Origin of the sequence: Streptomyces sp. CA-251247, from assembly GCF_050952975.1 — a bacterium.
Taxonomy (GTDB): Bacteria; Actinomycetota; Actinomycetes; order Streptomycetales; family Streptomycetaceae; genus Streptomyces; species Streptomyces achmelvichensis.
Genome location: NZ_CP191861.1, coordinates 2,239,945 through 2,259,415 on the forward strand (window position 1 = coordinate 2,239,945; position 19,471 = coordinate 2,259,415).

The window sequence follows — 19,471 nt, forward strand, 5'->3', positions numbered from 1 at the left end:
GTGACTGAGGTCTCGAAGCCTCGGGCCCAAACGTGAAACAGACGCCACGGATGAGTGAACTACTGCCGCCGTGAGCGATACATGTGACCGCGCGTAGGCTCTTGTCGGGCTGGGATGTCGACCCGTCCCTCTCTACGGCCGCTACGGCTCTGGATCTCAACGGAAGCGAGAAATCACCACCGTGACTGCTCTCACTCTCAGCACTGCCGGCGCTGCGACGCTGCGCGCCGACGCGCTCGTCGTCGGTGTCGCGAAGGGCGCCAAGGGCCCGGTCGTCGCGCCGGGCGCCGAGGCCGTGGACAAGGCGTTCGACGGAAAGCTCGCCGCCGTCCTGGAGACCCTCGGCGCCACCGGTGCCGAGGGCGAGGTGACCAAGCTCCCCGCCCCGTCCGGCCTCAAGACGCCGGTCGTCCTCGCGGTCGGGCTCGGCTCCGTCCCGGAGAAGGACGAGTCGTTCTCCGCCGAGTCGCTTCGCCGCGCGGCGGGTACCGCCGCCCGCGCCCTGTCCGGCTCGAAGAAGGCCGCCTTCGCCCTGCCCGTCGAGGCGTCGGAGGACGCCGAGGCCGTCGCCGAGGGCGCCCTGCTCGGTGCGTACGCCTTCACCGCCTACCAGGGTGGCGACAGCGACGCCAAGGACGGCAGGAACGGCGTGAAGCAGCCGCTCGCCGAGATCGCCCTGCTCGGCGCCAAGCCGCGCGACAAGGCGTTCAAGGCCGCGGCCGAGCGTGCCATCGCGCTCACCGAGGAGATCAACCGCGCCCGCGACCTGGTCAACACCCCGCCGAACGACCTCACCCCCGAGTCCTTCGCCGCCGTCGCCACGGCGGCCGGCAAGGAGAACGGCGTCAAGGTCCAGGTCCTCGACGAGAAGGCGCTCGTCAAGGGCGGCTTCGGCGGCATCCTCGGCGTCGGCCAGGGTTCGCAGAACCCGCCCCGCCTGGTGAAGCTCTCCTACACCCACTCCAAGGCGGCCAAGACACTCGCCCTGGTCGGCAAGGGCATCACCTACGACTCGGGCGGCATCTCGCTCAAGCCGGCCGGCCACAACGAGACGATGAAGTGCGACATGAGCGGCGCCGCCGCGGTGTTCGCCGCCGTCGTCACGGCCGCCCGTCTGAACCTCGCCGTCAACGTCACCGCCTACCTCGCCCTCGCGGAGAACATGCCGTCGGGCTCGGCCACCCGTCCCGGTGACGTGCTGCGCATGTACAGCGGCAAGACGGTCGAGGTGCTCAACACCGACGCCGAGGGCCGTCTGGTGCTCGCCGACGCGCTGTGGAAGGCCTCCGAGGAGAAGCCGGACGCCATCGTGGACGTCGCGACGCTGACCGGCGCGATGGTGCTCGCCCTCGGCAACCGCACCTTCGGAATCATGTCCAACGACGACGCCTTCCGTACCTCGATCCACGAGATCGCGGAGGAGGTCGGCGAGCAGTCCTGGCCGATGCCGCTGCCCGCCGAGCTCCGCAAGGGCATGGACTCCCCGACCGCCGACATCGCCAACATGGGCGAGCGGATGGGCGGCGGCCTGGTGGCCGGTCTGTTCCTGAAGGAGTTCATCGGCGAGGGCATCACCTGGGCCCACCTCGACATCGCCGGCCCGGCCTTCCACGAGGGCGCGCCGTTCGGCTACACCCCGAAGGGCGGCACGGGCTCCTCGGTCCGCACCCTGGTGAAGCTGGCGGAGCGCGTCGCCGCCGGTGACCTCGGCTGACGTGACCTGACACGACGGACGCCGGCGGGGCTCCCCGGAGCTCCACCGGCGTCCGCGGCTGTGTGCCCGGCAGGGGGCCCTCCGGTGTGCCCGCCGTAACACGGCCCCGGGTCCCGCCTTGCGGCAACAAGTGCGAAGATGGGTTCTCGGCAGGACAGGGCCCCCACCACAGGGCCGAAGAATCAAGCGGCCGCACACCAGCCGACCGGCCGGTCGTCCCCGGGAAGGGGAGACCCGGCGACCGGCACACATGCATGGAGGACGTGACGTGGCGAACGACGCCAGCACCGTTTTCGACCTAGTGATCCTCGGCGGTGGCAGTGGCGGTTACGCCGCGGCCCTGCGTGGAGCTCAGCTGGGCCTGGACGTCGCCCTGATCGAGAAGGACAAGCTCGGCGGCACCTGCCTGCACCGTGGCTGCATCCCCACCAAGGCTCTGCTGCACGCCGGTGAGATCGCCGACCAGGCTCGCGAGAGCGAGCAGTTCGGCGTCAAGGCCACCTTCGAGGGCATCGACGTCCCGGCTGTGCACAAGTACAAGGACGATGTGGTCACCGGACTCTACAAGGGTCTGCAGGGGCTCATCGCCTCCCGCAAGGTCACCTACATCGAGGGTGAGGGCAAGCTGTCCTCCCCCACCTCCGTCGACGTCAACGGCCAGCGTGTCCAGGGCCGCCACATCCTCCTGGCGACCGGCTCCGTGCCGAAGTCGCTGCCGGGTCTGGAGATCGACGGCAACCGCATCATCTCCTCCGACCACGCGCTGGTCCTGGACCGGGTCCCGCAGTCCGCGATCGTGCTCGGCGGCGGCGTGATCGGCGTGGAGTTCGCCTCCGCGTGGAAGTCCTTCGGCTCCGACGTCACCGTCATCGAGGGCCTCAAGCACCTCGTTCCGGTCGAGGACGAGAACAGCTCCAAGCTTCTTGAGCGCGCGTTCCGCAAGCGCGGCATCAAGTTCAACCTGGGCACCTTCTTCGAGAAGGCGGAGTACACCCAGGACGGCGTCCGCGTGACGCTCGCGGACGGCAAGACGTTCGACGCCGAGGTGCTGCTGGTCGCGGTCGGCCGCGGCCCGGTCTCCGCCGGTCTCGGGTACGAGGAGCAGGGCGTCGCGATGGACCGCGGCTTCGTCCTCGTCGACGAGTACATGCAGACGAACGTCCCGACGATCTCCGCGGTCGGTGACCTGGTCCCGACCCTCCAGCTCGCGCACGTCGGCTTCGCCGAGGGCATCCTGGTAGCGGAGCGTCTGGCCGGTCTGAAGACCGTTCCGGTCGACTACGACGGTGTGCCCCGGGTGACGTACTGCCACCCCGAGGTCGCGTCCGTCGGCATCACCGAGGCCAAGGCCAAGGAGATCTACGGTGCGGACAAGGTTGTCGCTCTGAAGTACAACCTCGCGGGCAACGGCAAGAGCAAGATCCTCAAGACCGCGGGCGAGATCAAGCTCGTCCAGGTCAAGGACGGTGCCGTGGTCGGCGTCCACATGGTCGGTGACCGTATGGGCGAGCAGGTCGGCGAGGCGCAGCTGATCTACAACTGGGAGGCTCTGCCGGCGGAGGTCGCGCAGCTCATCCACGCCCACCCGACGCAGAACGAGGCGATGGGCGAGGCGCACCTGGCGCTCGCGGGCAAGCCGCTGCACTCGCATGACTGAGCTGTCTGTGCTGCCTGAGCCGTCCGCGCAGTCCGCGGACACCGGGCGCGACGACCACTTCCGCACGTCCCCTCGCTCGGCGCTCCGCGCGAGCTGGGGACACCCCATCGTTAGGAGCAACTGAAACCATGTCGGTTTCCGTAACCCTTCCGGCGCTCGGTGAGAGCGTCACCGAGGGCACCGTCACCCGCTGGCTGAAGGCCGAGGGCGAGCGCGTCGAGGCCGACGAGCCGCTGCTCGAGGTGTCGACCGACAAGGTCGATACCGAGATCCCCGCCCCCGCGTCCGGCGTCCTGGCCTCCATCAAGGTCGCCGAGGACGAGACCGTCGAGGTCGGAGCCGAGCTCGCCGTCATCGACGACGGCTCCGGCGCCCCCGCCGCCGCCGAGGCCCCCGCGGCCGAGGAGAAGCAGGCCGAGGCCCCGGCTCCCGAGCCGGAGCAGCCCGCGCAGGCCGCCCCGTCCACCGAGACCTCCGCCCCCGCCCCGGCGCCGACCGCCGAGGCCGCGTCCGGCGGCGGCTCGGCCGAGGGCACCGACGTGGTCCTCCCGGCGCTCGGCGAGAGCGTCACCGAGGGCACCGTCACCCGCTGGCTCAAGGAGGTCGGCGAGTCCGTCGAGGCCGACGAGCCGCTGCTCGAGGTCTCCACGGACAAGGTCGACACCGAGATCCCCGCCCCGGCCTCCGGCGTCCTGCTGGAGATCACCGTCGCCGAGGACGAGACCGCCGAGGTCGGCGCCAAGCTCGCCGTCATCGGTGCTCCCGGTGCCGCCCCGCAGGCCGCCGCCCCGGCGCAGCCCGCCCCGGCCCAGGAGGCTCCGAAGCAGGAGGCTCCCAAGCAGGAAGCTCCGAAGCAGGAGGCCGCGCCCGCACCGGCGGCCCCCGCCGCTCCGGCGCAGCCCGCCCCGGCTCCTGCCGCCCCGGCTCAGCCGGCTCCGGCCCAGGCCGCGCCCGCCCAGGCGGCTCCGGCTCCCGTCACCCCGGCTCCGGCTGCTCCGGCCGCCCCCGCCGCCGGTGCCGGTGCCGGTGCCGGTGCCGCGAGCGACGCCTACGTGACCCCGCTGGTCCGTAAGCTCGCCGCCGAGAACGGCGTGGACCTGTCCTCGGTCAAGGGCACCGGCGTCGGTGGCCGCATCCGCAAGCAGGACGTCATCGCCGCCGCGGAGGCCGCCAAGGCCGCCGCCCCGGCGCCGGCCGCCGCCGCTCCGGCCGCCTCCCGGGCGCCGAAGCTGGAGACGTCCCCGCTGCGCGGTCAGACCGTCAAGATGACCCGCATGCGCAAGGTCATCGGCGACAACATGATGAAGGCGCTGCACGGCCAGGCCCAGCTGACCTCGGTCGTCGAGGTCGACATCACCAAGCTGATGAAGCTGCGCGCCCAGGCCAAGGACTCCTTCGCCGCCCGCGAGGGCGTCAAGCTGTCCCCGATGCCGTTCTTCGTCAAGGCCGCGGCCCAGGCGCTGAAGGCCCACCCGGTCGTCAACGCCCGGATCAACGAGGACGAAGGCACCATCACGTACTTCGACTCGGAGAACATCGGCATCGCCGTGGACTCCGAGAAGGGCCTGATGACCCCGGTCATCAAGAGTGCGGGTGACCTCAACCTCGCCGGTATCGCCAAGCGGACCGCTGAGCTCGCGGGCGCCGTGCGCGCCAGCAAGATCACCCCGGACGACCTGGCCGGTGCGACGTTCACCATCAGCAACACCGGCTCGCGCGGTGCGCTGTTCGACACGATCATCGTGCCGCCGAACCAGGTCGCCATCCTGGGCATCGGCGCCACCGTCAAGCGCCCGGTGGTCATCAACCACCCGGACCTCGGCGAGACGATCGCGATCCGCGACATGACCTACGTCGCGCTCTCCTACGACCACCGTCTGGTGGACGGCGCGGACGCCGCCCGCTACCTGACGACGGTCAAGGCGATCCTGGAGGCCGGCGAGTTCGAGGTCGAGCTCGGTCTCTGACGCGAGCCCGCGCAGGCCGGCACAGGTCGGCGCAGGTCAGCAGTGACGAACGGCGCCCCGCCCGGAGAGATCCGGGCGGGGCGCCGTCGCGTTGTCCCCAGGCGCCGTCGCGTTCTCCGGGGGCGCGGTCAGAGGGCGCCGCGCTTGACGGCGCTCACGAAGGACGCCCAGCGGGCGTGCGCGAAGACGAGGGCGGGGCCGTCGGGGTTCTTGCTGTCGCGGACGGGGGTGACGTGGGTGAAGCCGTCGGCGACCTCGACACATGCCCCGCCCTCCCCGTTGCTGTAGGACGACGTCCGCCATATGGCTGTGCTCAGATCGGGGCTCATGGTGTCGTGTAGTCCTTCGCCGCCGAAGCGATCAGGGAGAGGGACGCCTTCGGCGACAGCGCGGCGGCCCGGACGAGATCGTATGACTTCTGGAACCGGGTCACCAGCGCCGGTTCGTCGATGAGTTGGCCGCTGTGCGCACTCTCGGTGTAGACGACCGCAGGAGAGTCGGCGAAGGTCATGACGATGGCCGTGCCGTGCGTCAGCGGGGGCGGGCCGGCCGCGAAGGGCAGCACCTGCACCATCACCCGGTGATGGTCACGCGCCTGTTCGGCGAGTTGCTCCAGCTGTTCACGCATCACGGCCGGCTCGTCCACCACCACGTGCAGGGCGGCCTCGTGGACGATGGCCCAGAGCTCGGGACCCGACGGATCGTCCAGGCGCCGCGCCCGTTCCAGCCGTACGCTGACGTGCCGCTCCACCACGTCGTCGGCGGCGAAGGGCTGCGTAGCGCGAGTGATGCCGCGGGCGTACGCCTCGGTCTGGAGCAGACCCGGGATCAGCAGCGGGGCGTACTCGCTGATCGTCAGGGCCTCCTTCTCCAGCTCCGCGGCGTCGGCGAAGTACTCGGGGTGCTTCGACTCCTGCGCCAGCCGGCACAGCCGCTGCAGGTGCTCCCCCGACCCCAGCACCCCGTCCAGCAGGCGCGACATGTCCTGCTGCGGGCGCCGCTTCGCGGCCTCGAACTGGCCGATGTACGCGCCCGAGCAGAAGACCCGCTCCCCCAACTGCTCCTGGGACAGCCGGTTCTCCTCGCGCAAGCGGCGAAGTTCCGCTCCGTAGAAGCTCCGTGGCGAGACGTACGGGTCCACATCCTTGGCCTGCGTCATGGCGAAAAGGCTAGCGACGAACCGTCACCGTGCGCGTGCGTTCCCTGACAATGCGTCCGTACGGGAAGCAAGGAGGTTCCGCTCCGGTAACCTCGGCCCCGGCCACCCATGAGGAGTTTCCATGACCCCGCCCGTCGTCCACTCGCTGCGCGAACAGATCCGCGAGCACATCGTGGAGGGGATCGTCAGCGGGCGCTGGAAGCCGGGCGAGCGCATCGTCGAGCGGCGGATCGCGACCGAGCTGGAGGTCTCCCAGACGCCGGTCCGTGAGGCACTGCGGGAGCTGGAGAGCCTGCGGCTGATCGAGTCCGCGCCGAACAAGGGCGTACGGGTCCGCAATCTCACCGCCGCGGACCTGGAGGAGAGCTACCCCGTGCGGGCGGGCCTGGAGCAGATCGCGGCCGAGCTCGCGGCGGACCGGCTGGCCGACGACTGCTCGCGGCTGGAGCCGCATGTGGCCGGGCTGTACGCCGCCGACCTGGCCGCCGACTCGGCCGCGCAGGTGCGGCACACGGTCGCCTTCCACCGGGAGCTGGTGCGGGCGGCGGGCAACGGCGTCCTGCTGCACACCTGGGAAGGGCTCGGCATCGAGGTGTTCACGGCGCTGTCGATCCGCTGGCTGGGGACCGTCCAGAAGTCCTACGCCGAGGAGCACGAGGCGCTCGTGGCGGCGTTCAAGCGCCGCGATCCGGAGATCGGGCCGCTCGTGAAGGCGCATGTGCTGGGCTGCGCACCGCGCGCGTAACCCTGCCCAGCCATGCCCGGATGTCTGTCATGTCACCTTTCCGAGCGGCACAGCGTGCCCACTTTTGCGGCACCGGATGCCAATTTGGCCGGAAGCTTTGATCGATCATCGATCAGAGACTTACAGTTCACTTCGGGTCCACCGACCCATGGCCCCGTCCTGCCAGACAAGGCCCCTTTCTCCACCCCCCTCCTGTCCGGAAGGCGGCGATCATGTCCGACCCCGTAGGCAAGCTTCCGAGCGAGCTCGACCAGCTCCCGGACCGCGACGCCGAGGAGACCGCCGAGTGGGCGGCCTCCCTCGACGCCGTCACCGAGCACGCCGGCCCCCACCGGGCCGCGTACCTGATGCGCCGCACCCTCCAGCACGCCGAGACGGCCGGGGTTCCCGTGCCGCGGCTGCTGGAGACGGACTACGTCAACACCATCCCCACCGCCGCCGAGCCCGCCTTCGACGGCGACGAGGAGCTGGAAGCCCGGATCACCGCCTGGAACCGCTGGAACGCGGCCGCCATGGTGACCCGGGGCTCCCGCCACGGCGTCGGCGGCCACATCGCCACCTTCGCCTCCGCGGCCTGGCTCTACGAGACCGGCTTCAACCACTTCTTCCGCGGCAAGGAGGGGGACGGCAGCGGCGACCAGCTCTACATCCAGGGCCACGCCTCCCCCGGCATCTACGCCCGCGCCTTCCTCGACGGCCGGCTGTCCGAGCAGCAGCTCGACCTCTTCCGCCAGGAGTCCGGCGGCAACGGCCTGCCGTCGTACCCGCACCCGCGGCGCCTGCCGTGGCTGTGGGAATTCCCCACCGTCTCCATGGGCCTCGGCCCGCTCTCCGCGATCTACCAGGCGCGCTTCAACCGCTATCTGCACAACCGCGGGATCAAGGACACGGCGAACTCGCACGTGTGGGCGTTCCTCGGCGACGGCGAGATGGACGAGCCCGAGTCGACCGCGGCCCTCGCGCTCGCGTCCCGTGAGCGGCTCGACAACCTGACCTTCGTCATCAACTGCAACCTCCAGCGCCTCGACGGACCGGTCCGCGCCAACTTCAAGATCGTGCAGGAGCTGGAGGCCCAGTTCCGCGGCGCCGGCTGGAACGTCATCAAGTCGCTGTGGGGCTCCGCCTGGGACGAGCTGTTCGCCCTCGACACCACGGGCGCGCTCGTGCGCCGTCTGCGCGAGGTGCCGGACGCCCAGTTCCAGACGTACGCCACCCGTGACGCGGCCTACATCCGCGAGCACTTCTTCGGCGCCGAGCCCGCGCTCGTCGAACTGGCGAAGCTGATCACCGACGACAAGATCGCCGAGCTCTTCTTCACCTCCCGCGGCGGCCACGAGGCCCGCAAGGTGTACGCGGCGTACCGCGCGGCCGTCGAGCACAAGGGCGCGCCGACCGTGATCCTGGCGCAGACGGTGAAGGGCTACACGCTCGGCAAGGGCTTCGAGTCCAAGAACGCCAACCACCAGATGAAGAAGCTGACGACGGACGAGTTCAAGGGCATGCGGGACCTGCTCGGTCTCCCCATCCCGGACAGCGCGTTCGCCGACGGTCTGGTGCCCTACGGCCACCCCGGCGCCGACTCCCCCGAGGTCCGCTACCTCCAGGAGCGCCGTGCGGCCCTCGGCGGCCCCGCCCCGGCCCGCCGGGTGCAGGCCGTGGCACTGCCCGCCCCCGAGGAGCGCGGCTTCAAGGCGCTCGAAAAGGGTTCCGGCAAGCAGGAGATGGCCACCACGATGGCCTTCGTCCGGCTGGTCAAGGACCTCATGCGGGACAAGGAGACCGGCCGGCGCTGGGTCCCGATCGTCCCCGACGAGGCCCGCACCTTCGGCATGGAGTCGCTCTTCCCGTCGGCCGGCATCTACTCGCCGATGGGTCAGACGTACGAGCCGGTCGACCGCGACCAGCTGATGTACTACAAGGAGGCCAAGGACGGCCAGATCCTCAACGAGGGGATCACCGAGGCCGGGTCCATGGCCGACTTCATCGCCGCCTCCACGTCGTACGCGACGCACGGCGAGCCGATGATCCCGTTCTACATCTTCTACTCGATGTTCGGCTGGCAGCGCACGGCCGACCAGATGTGGCAGCTCGCCGACCAGCTCGGCAAGGGCTTCATCGTGGGCGCCACCGCGGGCCGTACGACGCTGACCGGTGAGGGCCTCCAGCACGCGGACGGCCACTCGCATCTGATCGCGTCCACGAACCCGGCGTCGCTCAACTACGACCCGGCGTTCGCGTACGAGATCTCGGTGATCGTCAAGGACGGTCTGCGCCGGATGTACGGGACCGAGCCCGAGAACGTCTTCTACTACCTGACGGTCTACAACGAGCCCAAGGTGCAGCCCGCGATGCCCGAGGGCGTCGAGGAAGGCATCCTGCGCGGCCTCTACCGCTTCAAGGAGGGCGTGCCCGCCTCCGCGGACGCGCCGCGGCTCCAGCTGCTGGCCTCCGGCACGGCGATCCACTGGGCCCTGGCGGCACAGGAACTGCTCGCAGCCGACTGGGGCGTCACGGCCGACGTGTGGTCCGCGACGTCATGGGGCGAGCTGCGCCGGGACGCACTGGAGGCCGACGAGGCCCTGCTCCGCGGCGAGCAGCGCACCCCGTACGTCGCCCAGGCGCTGGAAGGCGCTCCGGGCCCGGTCCTCGCGGTCAGCGACTGGATGCGTCAGGTCCCGGACCAGATCAGCCAGTGGGTCGAGCAGGACTGGTCCTCGCTCGGCACGGACGGCTTCGGCCTCTCGGACACCCGTGAGGCGGCCCGCCGGCACTTCGGCGTGGACGCGCAGTCGATCACCGTCGCGGCACTGGCCCAGCTCGCCAAGCGCGGCGAGGTACCGGCCTCGGCCGTGAAGGAAGCGCGGGAGCGCTACGGCCTGTAGGGCCCCGAGGCGTGTGCGTGCGAGGACCCCGGCGGAGGCACCCCGCCGGGGTCCTCGCCTGTCCGCACGGGCGATGCTTGACCCTGACACCGTGTGAAGGCGTGCAGTGGGAGGCGTCATGTTCACCATCGGAGACTTCGCCAGGCACGGCCGTGTGTCGGCCCGCATGCTGCGTCACTACGACGCGATCGGGCTGCTGCGTCCCGCCCACACCGACCTGTACAGCGGCTACCGCTACTACACGGCCGCCCAGCTCGCCCGCCTCAACCGTGTCATCGCCCTCAAGGATCTCGGCTTCACCCTGCAACAGGTGCAGGAGATCCTGGAGGACAAGGTGGGCACGGAGGAACTGCGCGGGATGCTCGTGCTGCGACGGGCGGAGCTGGAGGAGGCGATGGCCGCGGCGGCCGCACGGCTGGCGCAGGTCGAGGCGAGGCTCCGGTCGATCGAGAGCGAGGGTTTCATGCCCACCGACGACGTCATCGTGAAGAGCATCCCCGCCGTGCGGGTGGCCGAGCTGACCGCCACCGCCGCGAGCTACGGACCCGAGGACATCGGGCCCGTCATCTCTCCCCTGTACGAGGAACTGTTCCGCCGCGTGGAGGCGTCCGGTGTGACGCCGACCGGACCCGGTATCGCCTACTACGAGGACGCTCCGGAGGGGAACGGCGCCGTGGTCGTGCACGCGGGTGTCACCGTCTCCGAGGCCCACCGGCCGGACCTGGACTTCGCGATCGTGGAGCTGCCGGCCGTCGAACGGGCGGCGACCATCGTGCACCGCGGCCCGATGCAGGGCGTCCTGCCGACCGCGCAGACACTGGCCCGCTGGATCGAGTCGGGGGGCCACATCTCGGCCGGCTATGCCCGCGAAGTGTCCCTGGAATGCCCGCCCGGCGACTTCGACGGGTGGGTGACGGAACTCCAGGAGCCGCTCGCCTGAGCTGGGCCATGATGGGGGCATGCGTGCTGCCCGGCTGATCAAGATGGTGCTGCTCCTCCAGGCCAGGCCCTCCATGACCGGCGCCGAGCTGGCCGAGGAACTGGAGGTCTCGGAGCGCACCATCACCCGTGACGCACTCGCGCTCTCGGAGGCCGGGGTCCCGGTCTACGCGGACCGCGGGCGGGCCGGCGGGTACCGGCTGATCGGCGGCTACCGCACCCGGCTGACGGGCCTCGGCCGCAGCGAGGCCGAGGCCCTGTTCCTCTCCGGGCTGCCGGGCGCGCTCAGGGACATGGGCCTGGAGGACGCGGCGTCCGCGGCCCGGCTGAAGGTGTCCGCGGCGCTGCTGCCCTCGGTGAGCAACGCCTCCGAGAGCGCGGCGCAGCGCTTCCATCTCGACGCCCCCGGCTGGTACCAGGAGCCCCGCACACCGCAGCTGCTCCCGGCGATCGCGGAGGCGGTCTGGGAGGACCGCCGCATCCGGGCGGCGTACCGACGTCAGGACGCCGAGGTGGAGCGGGAGTTGGAGCCGTACGGCCTCGTACTGAAGGCGGGTGTCTGGTACCTCTGCGCCCGCGCGGACGGCACCTTCCGGGTGTACCGGATCGACCGTTTCTCCTCGGCGGAGGCGGACGGCTCCTTCTTCGCACGCGACGAGGACTTCGATCTGCCCGGGTTCTGGGAGAAGCGCGCGGAGCAGTTCGCGCGCTCCATCCTGCGGGCGGAGGTGGTGCTCCGGGTGACGGAACGCGGCGCCGCCCGCCTGCCCTACCTCACCGACCGGGCGGCTGCCGGTGAGGCACTGGAGTCGGCCGGTCCCCCGGACGCGGAGGGCCGGCTGACCCTCACCCTGCCGGTGGAGAGCCACCAGGTGGCCTTCGGCCAGCTGTTCGCGCTGGGCCCGGAGGTGGAAATCCTGGAGCCGGCGGAGCTGCGGGAGCAGTTCGCCGAGACGGCGGAGCGGACGGCCCGGCTCTACCGGTAGGTCCGCTCCTGCCGACGGGCGGACCACCGGTGGCCTCGGGCCTCCTGCCGGTGGCCGTCTACCGGTGGTCGTCTACCGGTAGTCGTCGAGCGACGGCTTTCCGCCCGCCTGTTCCGCCAGCATGTAGCCCCACACGTCCGGCCGGCTCCCGTCCGCATCCGTGAAGCCGTACTCCCTCGCCAGCTTCCCGCTGTCGAGCGACATCCCGTTCCAGCGGGCCCTCTCCGGGTCCGCGGCCAGCGCCGCCACACCGCGGCCGAGGTACAGCGGCGACTCCGACAGTGCCCAGTGCTCCTGCTTGTCGATCCCGTCCCGCCAGGTCTCCTCGGTGAGGCCGAAGGCGTCGAGCATCTCCTCGGAACGGAGGAAGCCGGGCGTGACCGCCACGGCGGAGCACCCGACGCTCTTCAGCTCCTCGCCCAGGATGAAGGCCATCCGGATCGGCGTGTTCTTGGCCAGGTCGTAGAAGAAGTTCTCGCGGAAGCCCTTGTTGGTCTCGGCCGTGCCGTCGGTCACCTCGACGACCAGGCCGCCGGGCTCGCGCACCAGCAGGGGCAGCGCGATGCTGCTGGTGATGATGTGGCTGCGGGTGCCGAGGTCCAGCATCCGCAGACCGCGGTCCAGGTCGACGTCCCACATCCTGGTGTTGAAGTCGAGCAGGAAGTTCCCGCCCCAGACGTCGTTCACCAGGATGTCGAGGCGCCCGTGGTCGCGGTCGATGCGTTCGGTCAGCGCCCGTACCTGATCCGCCTCGAGGTGGTCGGTCGGCACCGCGATGCCCGTACCGCCCGCGGCGGACACCAGGTCCGCCGTCTGCTCGATGGTCTCGCCGGCCCGGCCCACCTCACTGACCTGCGTACGCGTGGTGCGGCCGGTCACGTACACGGTCGCCCCGGCGGCGCCGAGCTGTTCGGCGATGGCACGGCCCGCGCCCCGGGTGGCCCCCGCGACCAGGGCGATTTTCCCGGCAAGTGTCTTCTGCGTCGTCATGAACCGACCGTCGCACGAATACCCGACACCTTCTGTCCGCCATTCAAAAGAGTCGGCATTTCGTGGCTCCGCGTGCGCAGCCCCCCGCCAACCACGATGCTGGACCCGTGATGGACGAGACGGAGTTCTGGGAGATCGTCGACAGCACCCGCGAACGCGCCGAGGGTGACCCGGAGGACCATGCCGATCTGCTGGTCGAGCGGCTGCTTCAGCTCGACCCCGACTCCGTGCTGGATTTCGCCCGGCACTTCGAGGCCCGCTACAACCGCGCCTACACCTGGGACCTGTGGGGCGCGGCTGCCGTGCTCCTCGGCGGCGCCAGCGACGACGCGTTCGACTACTTCCGCTGCTGGCTCATCGGCCAGGGCCGGGAGGTCTTCGAAGCGGCGGTGCACGACCCGGACTCGCTCGCCGAGCTGCTGGAGGAGTTCGACGAGGACATCGACGGGGACGGTGAGGAGCTCGGATACGCGGCGGACGAGGCGTACGAGCAGCTCACCGGAGTCGTCGCACCGGACCTGGGGATCGCGCCGCAGACCGCGGAGCCGGCGGGCACCCCCTTCGACTTCGACGACGACTCGGCGCTGGCCGGGCGCTTCCCCAAACTCTGGGACCGCTTCGGCGGCCTGTGAGAACCGCCCGCGGGCAGCGCGCCGGGGCCGGTCTCAGCCGAGGGAGCAGCCCATCATGACGTCGTCGGCATAGCGGCCGTCCAGCCAGAACTCCCCCGGCAGCACGCCCTCGACCGCGAACCCCTCGGCCTCGTACAGGGCCCGGGCCGGCTCGTTGTGTCCGAGCACCCGCAGCGTGATGCGCACGGCGCCCTGCCGGCGTGCCAGCTCGCACGCCGCACGCACCAGGGCCCGCCCGGTCCCCCGGCCGCGGGCCCGGGTCGCGACCGCGAGGCCCTGTATCTGGCGCACGTGCTGGTTGCAGGCGAGCGGCGTGGGCGGGACGAGGCGGATGAAGCCGATGAGCGTGCCGTCGGCGTCCTCGGCGACGAGGAAGTCGCCGGGCCGGTGCTGGGCGTCGAAGAACGGTGCGTACGGAGGCATCGGTCTCGGCGTCACGGCGTGCAGTGTCGACCAGGTGTCCCGGTCGAGCCGGCCGAGAGCCTCCTCGTCGGTACGCAGCGCGGGGCGTATGTGCGACTCGGGCATGGAGGCAACTGTGTCACGGGGGTCGGCGGGGGCAGGATGGGCCCATGCGGATCGCGGTCACCGGCTCCACCGGACTCATCGGTACGGCACTTGTGCGCTCACTGCGCTCGGACGGGCACGAGGTGGTGCGCCTCGTACGACGCCCCGCGCGGAGCGGGGACGAGGTCGAATGGGACCCGCACCGGCAGTACGTCGACGCGGCGGGCCTGGTGGGCTGCGAGGGCGTGGTGCATCTCGCCGGAGCCGGGGTCGGGGCGCGCCGCTGGACCGATGCGTACCGCAAGGAGATCCACGACAGCCGGGTGCTGGGCACGGCCGCGGTCGCGGAGGCCGTCGCCTCGCTGGACACCCCGCCACGGGTGTTCGTCTGCGGCAGCGCGGTCGGCTTCTACGGCGACACCGGGGACCGCGCGGTGGACGAGGAGGCCCCGCCGGGGGACGGTTTTCTGCCGAATCTGTGCGTGGAGTGGGAGGAGGCGGCGGCCCCGGCAGCCGAGGCCGGCGTACGGACCGCCTTCGCCCGGACCGGTCTGGTGGTCTCCCGCAAGGGCGGGGCGTGGGGGCGGCTGTTCCCGCTGTTCAAGGCGGGTCTCGGCGGCCGGCTCGGCGACGGCCGGCAGTACTGGAGCTTCATCTCGCTGCACGACGAGGTTGCGGCGCTGCGCCACATCCTGGACACGGAGTCCCTGTCGGGTCCGGTGAACCTCACGTCCCCGCACCCGGTCACCAACCGGGAGGTGACCGCTGCCATGGGGCGGGCGCTGCACCGGCCGACGGTCTTCACGGTGCCGTCGGCCGCGCTGAAGATCGCGCTCGGCGACATGGCGGGTGACGTGCTGGGCAGTCAGCGGGTGCTGCCGCGACGGCTGCTGGACTCGGGGTTCACGTTCGCGTTCCCCGGCATCGACGAGGCGGTCGGCGCGGCCCTGCGGTAACGGCCCCTCGCGCGCCCGGAGTCCGGGACCGGGGCTGCGGAACCGGCCCGTCGCGCCCCCCCGGCGTCCGGGCGCGGGACCCGGCGCGCGGCCTCGGCGGACGCGCGCCCCCCGCGCTACGGTGCCCCGCCGCATGCGCGAGCCGCGGTTCGGCCACCGCTGCCTACTCTCGACCGAACTCGGGTATCCCGGGAGCCTGTTGGGGGCATGAGCCTCCCACCAGCCGCGCCGACCTCGGGGAGGGGCACGTGCTCATCAGCACCGCTCACCATGCGGACGTCATCATTGTCGGGGCCGGTACAGCCGGTCTCTCGGCGGCTCATCAGCTCATCGCGGCAGGCCTCAGCGTCACTGTGCTGGAGGCCGCCGCCAGGCCGGGCGGCCGCATGGCCACCGAGGAGATCGACGGCTTCCGGCTCGACCGCACGGGCCAGTTGCTCAACACCTCGTACCCCGAGCTGCATCGCACGGCCGGCCTCGGGGAGGTGGTCCTGCGGCCGTTCGCACCCGGTGTCCTCGTGCACAGCGGGGGGCGGCTTCAGCGGACCGGCGAGACGGTCCACCGGGCGTCGGAGCCGGGGAGCGCGGGACGGGGATCGCTGCGGGCGGTACGGAGCGGGTCGGCCCAGGGGGGCCGGGGGCCTGCGTGGGGGCCGCCGCACGCCCTCCGGGGCATTGGGGGCGCATTCACGGTCGCGCGCGCCCTCGCCGGCGCCCCCAGGCCGCTGGACGAGGCCCGTCTCGGCGCGTCCCTGGCCCGGCTCGCGGGCACGTCCATGGAACGCCTGATGGCCCGTCCGGAACGGACCACGGCCCAGTCGCTGGCCGCGCGCGGCCTCCCCGCCCGTACGGTCCAGGGCTTCCTGCGCCCGCTGCTGTCCGCGCTGCTCTGCGACCCGGAACTGACGACATCGAGCCGGTGCGCCGACCTGGCGCTGCGTGGCTTCGCCCGGGGCCGGATGTGCGTTCCGGAGGGCGGCGCGGCGACACTGCCCGAGCGGCTGGCCGCCGCGCTGCCGCCGGGAACGCTGCTCACGGGCGTGCGGGTCAAGGACGCCTCGATCAACCGGGTCAGCACCGAGGACTACGGCGAACTCACCTGCCGCGCGCTGGTGCTGGCGACGGGGGCGCGGGAGGCGGCGGAACTGCTACCGGGTCTGCGGGTCCCTGCGTTCCATCCGGTGACGGTCCTGCACCACACGGCGCCGTGCGCACCGCCCACCGGGTCGGCGCTGGTCCTCGACGCGGAGCGTGAGGGTCCCGTCTCGCACACGGCGGTGATGAGCGAGGTCGACCCGACGCGGGCGCCGCGGGGCCGGGTGCTGATCTCCTCGACAGTGCTGGGCACGCCGCCGCCGTATCTGGACCGGCAGGTCCGCACGCATCTGGCGAAGCTGTACGGGACGCCGACGGCGGACTGGTCACTGCTGGCGGTCCACCACAACCCGGAGGCGGTCCCGGCGATGCCCCCACCGCACGACGTCCGCCGCCCGGTACGCCTGCTGGCGGGCCTGTACGTGTGCGGGGACCACCGGGACACGAGCACGGTGCAGGGAGCGCTGCACTCGGGCCGGAGGGCGGCGGAGGCGGTGCTGCGGGACATGGGCGTCCGCGCCCCGGAACGGGCCCCGCTCCGCTCGGCGGCGTAGCCCGAGAGGGCTGGGCCCCTCAGGGCTCCGCCCTCCGCAAGGGCGGACCCGCACCACCAGCGAAGCCGGAGTTGGCCCGCACTTCCGCAAGGGCGGCAAACCCAGCCCGTCCGGCGATTGAGGACACGTCCGCAGGACGTGCGGGCACATGCGGCCCGGGGTACCCCTACCCCAGTGTCGAGACCCGGTCCCGATACCCCCGCACCGGCGCCGCATCCCGGTACGGCTCCAGCCGGCGTTCGAAGTCGCGTACGTACTCCACCGCCCTCGCCGACCGCATCTCCGACGCCTGGAGCGCCGCCTCCGCGCCCAGCGCGCACGCCTGGTCCAGTTCGCCCAGGCCCAGCCGTGCCGATGCCAGCACCACCCGGCAGAACAGGCGGCTGCGCGCGAATCCCGGGGCGCGGAGCTGGAGTGAGCGTTCCGCGTGCTGGATCGCCGGGCGGTACTGCTGGAGGTCCCGGTGGCAGTGGCCCATCTCGTCGGCCAGCTGCGCCTCGTCGAAGGTCCGCGCCCAGTGCGGTACCTCGTCCCCCGGCCGCGCCGTCTCCAGCGCCCTCTCCGCCCGGACCAGCGCCGCCGTGCACGCCCGGACCTCGCCCAGGACCCCGTGCCCCCGCGCCTCCACCGAGTGCAGCATCGCCTGCACCAGCGGTGGCGCCGACGACCCCATGCCCTGCTGGGCGACCCGGGTGAGCTGCACGGCCTCGCGCCCGTGGCCGAGGTAGACCGCCTGGCGGCTCATGGTGACCAGCACATAGGAGCCGTAGGCCCGGTCCCCCGCCGCCTGGGCGAGTCGCAGTGCCTGGACGAAGTAGCGCTGGGCCAGCCCGTGCGCCGCGATGTCGTACGAGGTCCACCCGGCCAGCCGGGTCAGATCGGCGACCGCGGCGAACAGGCGCCGCCCGGTCGTCTCGCCGTACGAGCCGCGCAGCATCGGCTCGGCCTCGTGCTCCAGGTAGCGCACCAGCGCCTGGCGGGCGTGCCCGCCGCCGTACGCGTGGTCGAGCGTGCGGAACAGCTCGCCCACCGAGCGCAGCGCCGCGATGTCACCGCCGGACACCCGCTGCCCGGGCCCGCGGTCGGCGGTCCCGCGCTGCCGCGGTACGGCGGACGTCCCGCCCTGGACGGGCACCCTGGCGCCCGTCCCGTCGCCGCGCCCGACGCTCTCGTCGGCCCGCCCGATCAGCCAGTCCCGGCTCGGCACGACCAGCCCCGCGGGGGTGAACGCGATCTTCCGCAGTTCCGCGTGGCTGCCGGAGTCCTTGCGCCACAGACCGCCGACGATGTCCACGGCCTCCTCGGGGGTCGCGGCGAACTCCAGACCCGCGTACACGGGCGCACAGGCGTCCAGGCCCAGGTCCTGGGCGGACAGCCGGCGCCCGAGGCGGCGGGTGAACACCTCGGCGATGAGCGCGGGCGTCGTCCCGCGCGGTTGCTGACCGCGGAGCCAGCGCGTCACGGACGTCTTGTCGTAGCGCAGGTCCAGGCCGTGCTCGAGTCCCAGCTGGTCGACCCTGCGGGCAAGTCCTGCGTTGGAGAATCCGGCTTCTGCGATGAGCGCGGCGAGCTGGCGGTTGGGGATGCGCTGCGATGGTCGTTCCGTCATCAGCTGTGCGGTCTCCTGCCTTCCGGGCCGGTCGCCAGCCCTCATGGAACGGCGTGAATTTAGCGGCCCATCCCGCCCGGACCGCCACCTTCGCCCCACATTCATCCGATCGTGTGAGGATTGGCGTCGACGCTGACAAGCGCTGACGGGAGGCACCCCCGGGCCGCGTTTCCGCGAGCCGCCGTACAGTGGCTGGGGCGCACATATGTGCACGGTGAAGGTTCTAGGGAGGCACTGCCGTGAGTGAGCTGCGGTTCGTCCGGCTGGGGTTCGGCGAGAACGCCGTCGAGTACCAGGAGGCATGGCAGAAGCAGCGCGACATCCATGCCGCCCGGTTCCAGGACGAGATCCCGGACACCTGTCTGCTGCTGGAGCACCCGCCCGTGTACACGGCCGGACGTCGCACGGCCGACAGCGAGCGCCCCCTGGACGGCACGCCGGTGGTCGACGTCGACCGCGGCGGCAAGATCACCTGGCACGGACCGGGCCAGCTGGTGGGCTACCCGATCCTGAAGCTGCCGCGCCCCGTCGACGTGGTCGCGCATGTGCGCCGTCTGGAGGACGCGCTGATCCGCGCGTGTGCGGAGTTCGGGGTGGAGACCAGCCGTATCGAGGGCCGCAGCGGTGTGTGGGTGCTCGGCGACCCGGTGGAGCAGCGCCCCTCGCTCGGCGGTCTGTCGCTCGACTTCGACCCGCGGCTCGAGGACGAGGAGTTCGATCCGCGGCTGAACGGGCCCGAGTACGCCCCGTCCAACGCCGGCCAGCGCCGCGAGGACCGCAAGCTCGCCGCCATCGGCATCCGTATCGCCAAGGGCGTCTCGATGCACGGCTTCGCGCTCAACGTGAACCCGGACAACACCTGGTTCGACCGGATCGTGCCGTGCGGCATCCGGGACGCCGGAGTCGCCTCACTGGCAGGCGAACTCGGCCGGGATGTGACCCTGGACGAGGTGCTCCCCGTGGTGGAGAAGCACCTGCGAGCCGTGCTGGAGAACGCGGAGCCGCGGCCGAGGATCGTGGACGCCGCCCCGGATGTGACCGTGGAAGCCGCCGTATAGGGAATGCACCCCTGGGTCCGC

At 71.8% G+C, this 19,471-nt stretch carries 16 protein-coding genes; 11 read left to right on the plus strand and 5 right to left on the minus strand.

The window, feature by feature from the left end; genetic code table 11:
- Positions 1 to 181 precede the first annotated feature (181 nt).
- The 3 genes from ACQPWZ_RS09945 (at position 182) to sucB (ending at position 5,338) form a co-directional block, all read left to right on the plus strand.
- Positions 182 to 1,714, plus strand: a complete 1,533-nt coding sequence (locus ACQPWZ_RS09945) for a leucyl aminopeptidase (protein WP_433571132.1) — start codon at positions 182 to 184, stop codon at positions 1,712 to 1,714.
- Between the two features lie 268 nt (positions 1,715 to 1,982).
- The gene (gene lpdA / locus ACQPWZ_RS09950; protein WP_340472682.1) at positions 1,983 to 3,371 is read left to right on the plus strand and encodes a dihydrolipoyl dehydrogenase; all 1,389 of its coding nucleotides are present in this window, start codon (positions 1,983 to 1,985) and stop codon (positions 3,369 to 3,371) included.
- 128 nt (positions 3,372 to 3,499) lie between these two features.
- Positions 3,500 to 5,338, plus strand: coding sequence for a 2-oxoglutarate dehydrogenase, E2 component, dihydrolipoamide succinyltransferase (gene sucB, locus ACQPWZ_RS09955; RefSeq protein WP_433571133.1), 1,839 nt, complete (start codon positions 3,500 to 3,502; stop codon positions 5,336 to 5,338).
- 128 nt (positions 5,339 to 5,466) lie between these two features.
- On the opposite strand, the gene ACQPWZ_RS09960 is transcribed toward sucB, so the two are convergent.
- Positions 5,467 to 5,667, minus strand: coding sequence for a DUF397 domain-containing protein (locus ACQPWZ_RS09960; protein ID WP_313946769.1), 201 nt, complete (start codon positions 5,665 to 5,667; stop codon positions 5,467 to 5,469).
- Positions 5,664 to 6,497, minus strand: coding sequence for a helix-turn-helix domain-containing protein (locus tag ACQPWZ_RS09965; protein ID WP_433571134.1), 834 nt, complete (start codon positions 6,495 to 6,497; stop codon positions 5,664 to 5,666). Before ACQPWZ_RS09965 ends, ACQPWZ_RS09960 begins: the two co-directional genes overlap by 4 nt.
- A gap of 121 nt (positions 6,498 to 6,618) precedes the next feature.
- Here ACQPWZ_RS09965 and ACQPWZ_RS09970 point away from each other — a divergent pair, with 121 nt between their 5' ends.
- The 4 genes from ACQPWZ_RS09970 (at position 6,619) to ACQPWZ_RS09985 (ending at position 12,049) form a co-directional block, all read left to right on the plus strand.
- On the plus strand, positions 6,619 to 7,242 hold the full coding sequence (locus tag ACQPWZ_RS09970) for a GntR family transcriptional regulator (protein ID WP_356699076.1): 624 nt from the start codon (positions 6,619 to 6,621) through the stop codon (positions 7,240 to 7,242).
- Positions 7,243 to 7,454: 212 nt separating this feature from the next.
- Positions 7,455 to 10,124 (plus strand): pyruvate dehydrogenase (acetyl-transferring), homodimeric type, encoded by a 2,670-nt coding sequence (aceE, locus tag ACQPWZ_RS09975; RefSeq protein WP_405568956.1) that lies wholly within the window; start codon positions 7,455 to 7,457, stop codon positions 10,122 to 10,124.
- A 118-nt stretch (positions 10,125 to 10,242) separates the two neighbouring features.
- Positions 10,243 to 11,064, plus strand: a complete 822-nt coding sequence (locus tag ACQPWZ_RS09980) for a MerR family transcriptional regulator (protein WP_433571135.1) — start codon at positions 10,243 to 10,245, stop codon at positions 11,062 to 11,064.
- Positions 11,065 to 11,083: 19 nt separating this feature from the next.
- A complete protein-coding gene (locus ACQPWZ_RS09985) occupies positions 11,084 to 12,049 on the plus strand; it encodes a helix-turn-helix transcriptional regulator (protein ID WP_433571136.1) in 966 nt (321 codons plus the stop codon).
- 72 nt (positions 12,050 to 12,121) lie between these two features.
- Here ACQPWZ_RS09985 and ACQPWZ_RS09990 read toward each other — a convergent pair whose 3' ends face one another.
- A complete protein-coding gene (locus ACQPWZ_RS09990; RefSeq protein WP_340472690.1) occupies positions 12,122 to 13,039 on the minus strand; it encodes an SDR family oxidoreductase in 918 nt (305 codons plus the stop codon).
- 110 nt (positions 13,040 to 13,149) lie between these two features.
- Between ACQPWZ_RS09990 and ACQPWZ_RS09995 the strand changes: the two genes are divergently transcribed.
- Positions 13,150 to 13,671, plus strand: a complete 522-nt coding sequence (locus tag ACQPWZ_RS09995) for a DUF4240 domain-containing protein (RefSeq protein ID WP_340477819.1) — start codon at positions 13,150 to 13,152, stop codon at positions 13,669 to 13,671.
- Positions 13,672 to 13,704: 33 nt separating this feature from the next.
- Here ACQPWZ_RS09995 and ACQPWZ_RS10000 read toward each other — a convergent pair whose 3' ends face one another.
- Positions 13,705 to 14,199: an N-acetyltransferase family protein gene (locus ACQPWZ_RS10000; RefSeq protein WP_433571137.1), complete on the minus strand. Its 495-nt coding sequence runs from the start codon at positions 14,197 to 14,199 to the stop codon at positions 13,705 to 13,707.
- A gap of 44 nt (positions 14,200 to 14,243) precedes the next feature.
- Here ACQPWZ_RS10000 and ACQPWZ_RS10005 point away from each other — a divergent pair, with 44 nt between their 5' ends.
- Both ACQPWZ_RS10005 and ACQPWZ_RS10010 read left to right on the plus strand, forming a co-directional pair.
- Complete coding sequence (locus ACQPWZ_RS10005; RefSeq protein WP_383244405.1) at positions 14,244 to 15,134, plus strand: TIGR01777 family oxidoreductase; 891 nt, start codon at positions 14,244 to 14,246, stop codon at positions 15,132 to 15,134.
- A gap of 248 nt (positions 15,135 to 15,382) precedes the next feature.
- Positions 15,383 to 16,783 carry an NAD(P)/FAD-dependent oxidoreductase gene (locus tag ACQPWZ_RS10010; protein ID WP_433571138.1) on the plus strand — a complete coding sequence of 467 codons (1,401 nt, stop codon included), beginning with the start codon at positions 15,383 to 15,385 and terminating at the stop codon, positions 16,781 to 16,783.
- A 166-nt stretch (positions 16,784 to 16,949) separates the two neighbouring features.
- Here ACQPWZ_RS10010 and ACQPWZ_RS10015 read toward each other — a convergent pair whose 3' ends face one another.
- Complete coding sequence (locus tag ACQPWZ_RS10015) at positions 16,950 to 18,392, minus strand: regulator (protein WP_433571139.1); 1,443 nt, start codon at positions 18,390 to 18,392, stop codon at positions 16,950 to 16,952.
- 239 nt (positions 18,393 to 18,631) lie between these two features.
- Here ACQPWZ_RS10015 and lipB point away from each other — a divergent pair, with 239 nt between their 5' ends.
- Positions 18,632 to 19,450 carry a lipoyl(octanoyl) transferase LipB gene (gene lipB, locus ACQPWZ_RS10020; protein ID WP_433571140.1) on the plus strand — a complete coding sequence of 273 codons (819 nt, stop codon included), beginning with the start codon at positions 18,632 to 18,634 and terminating at the stop codon, positions 19,448 to 19,450.
- Positions 19,451 to 19,471: the final 21 nt, after the last annotated feature.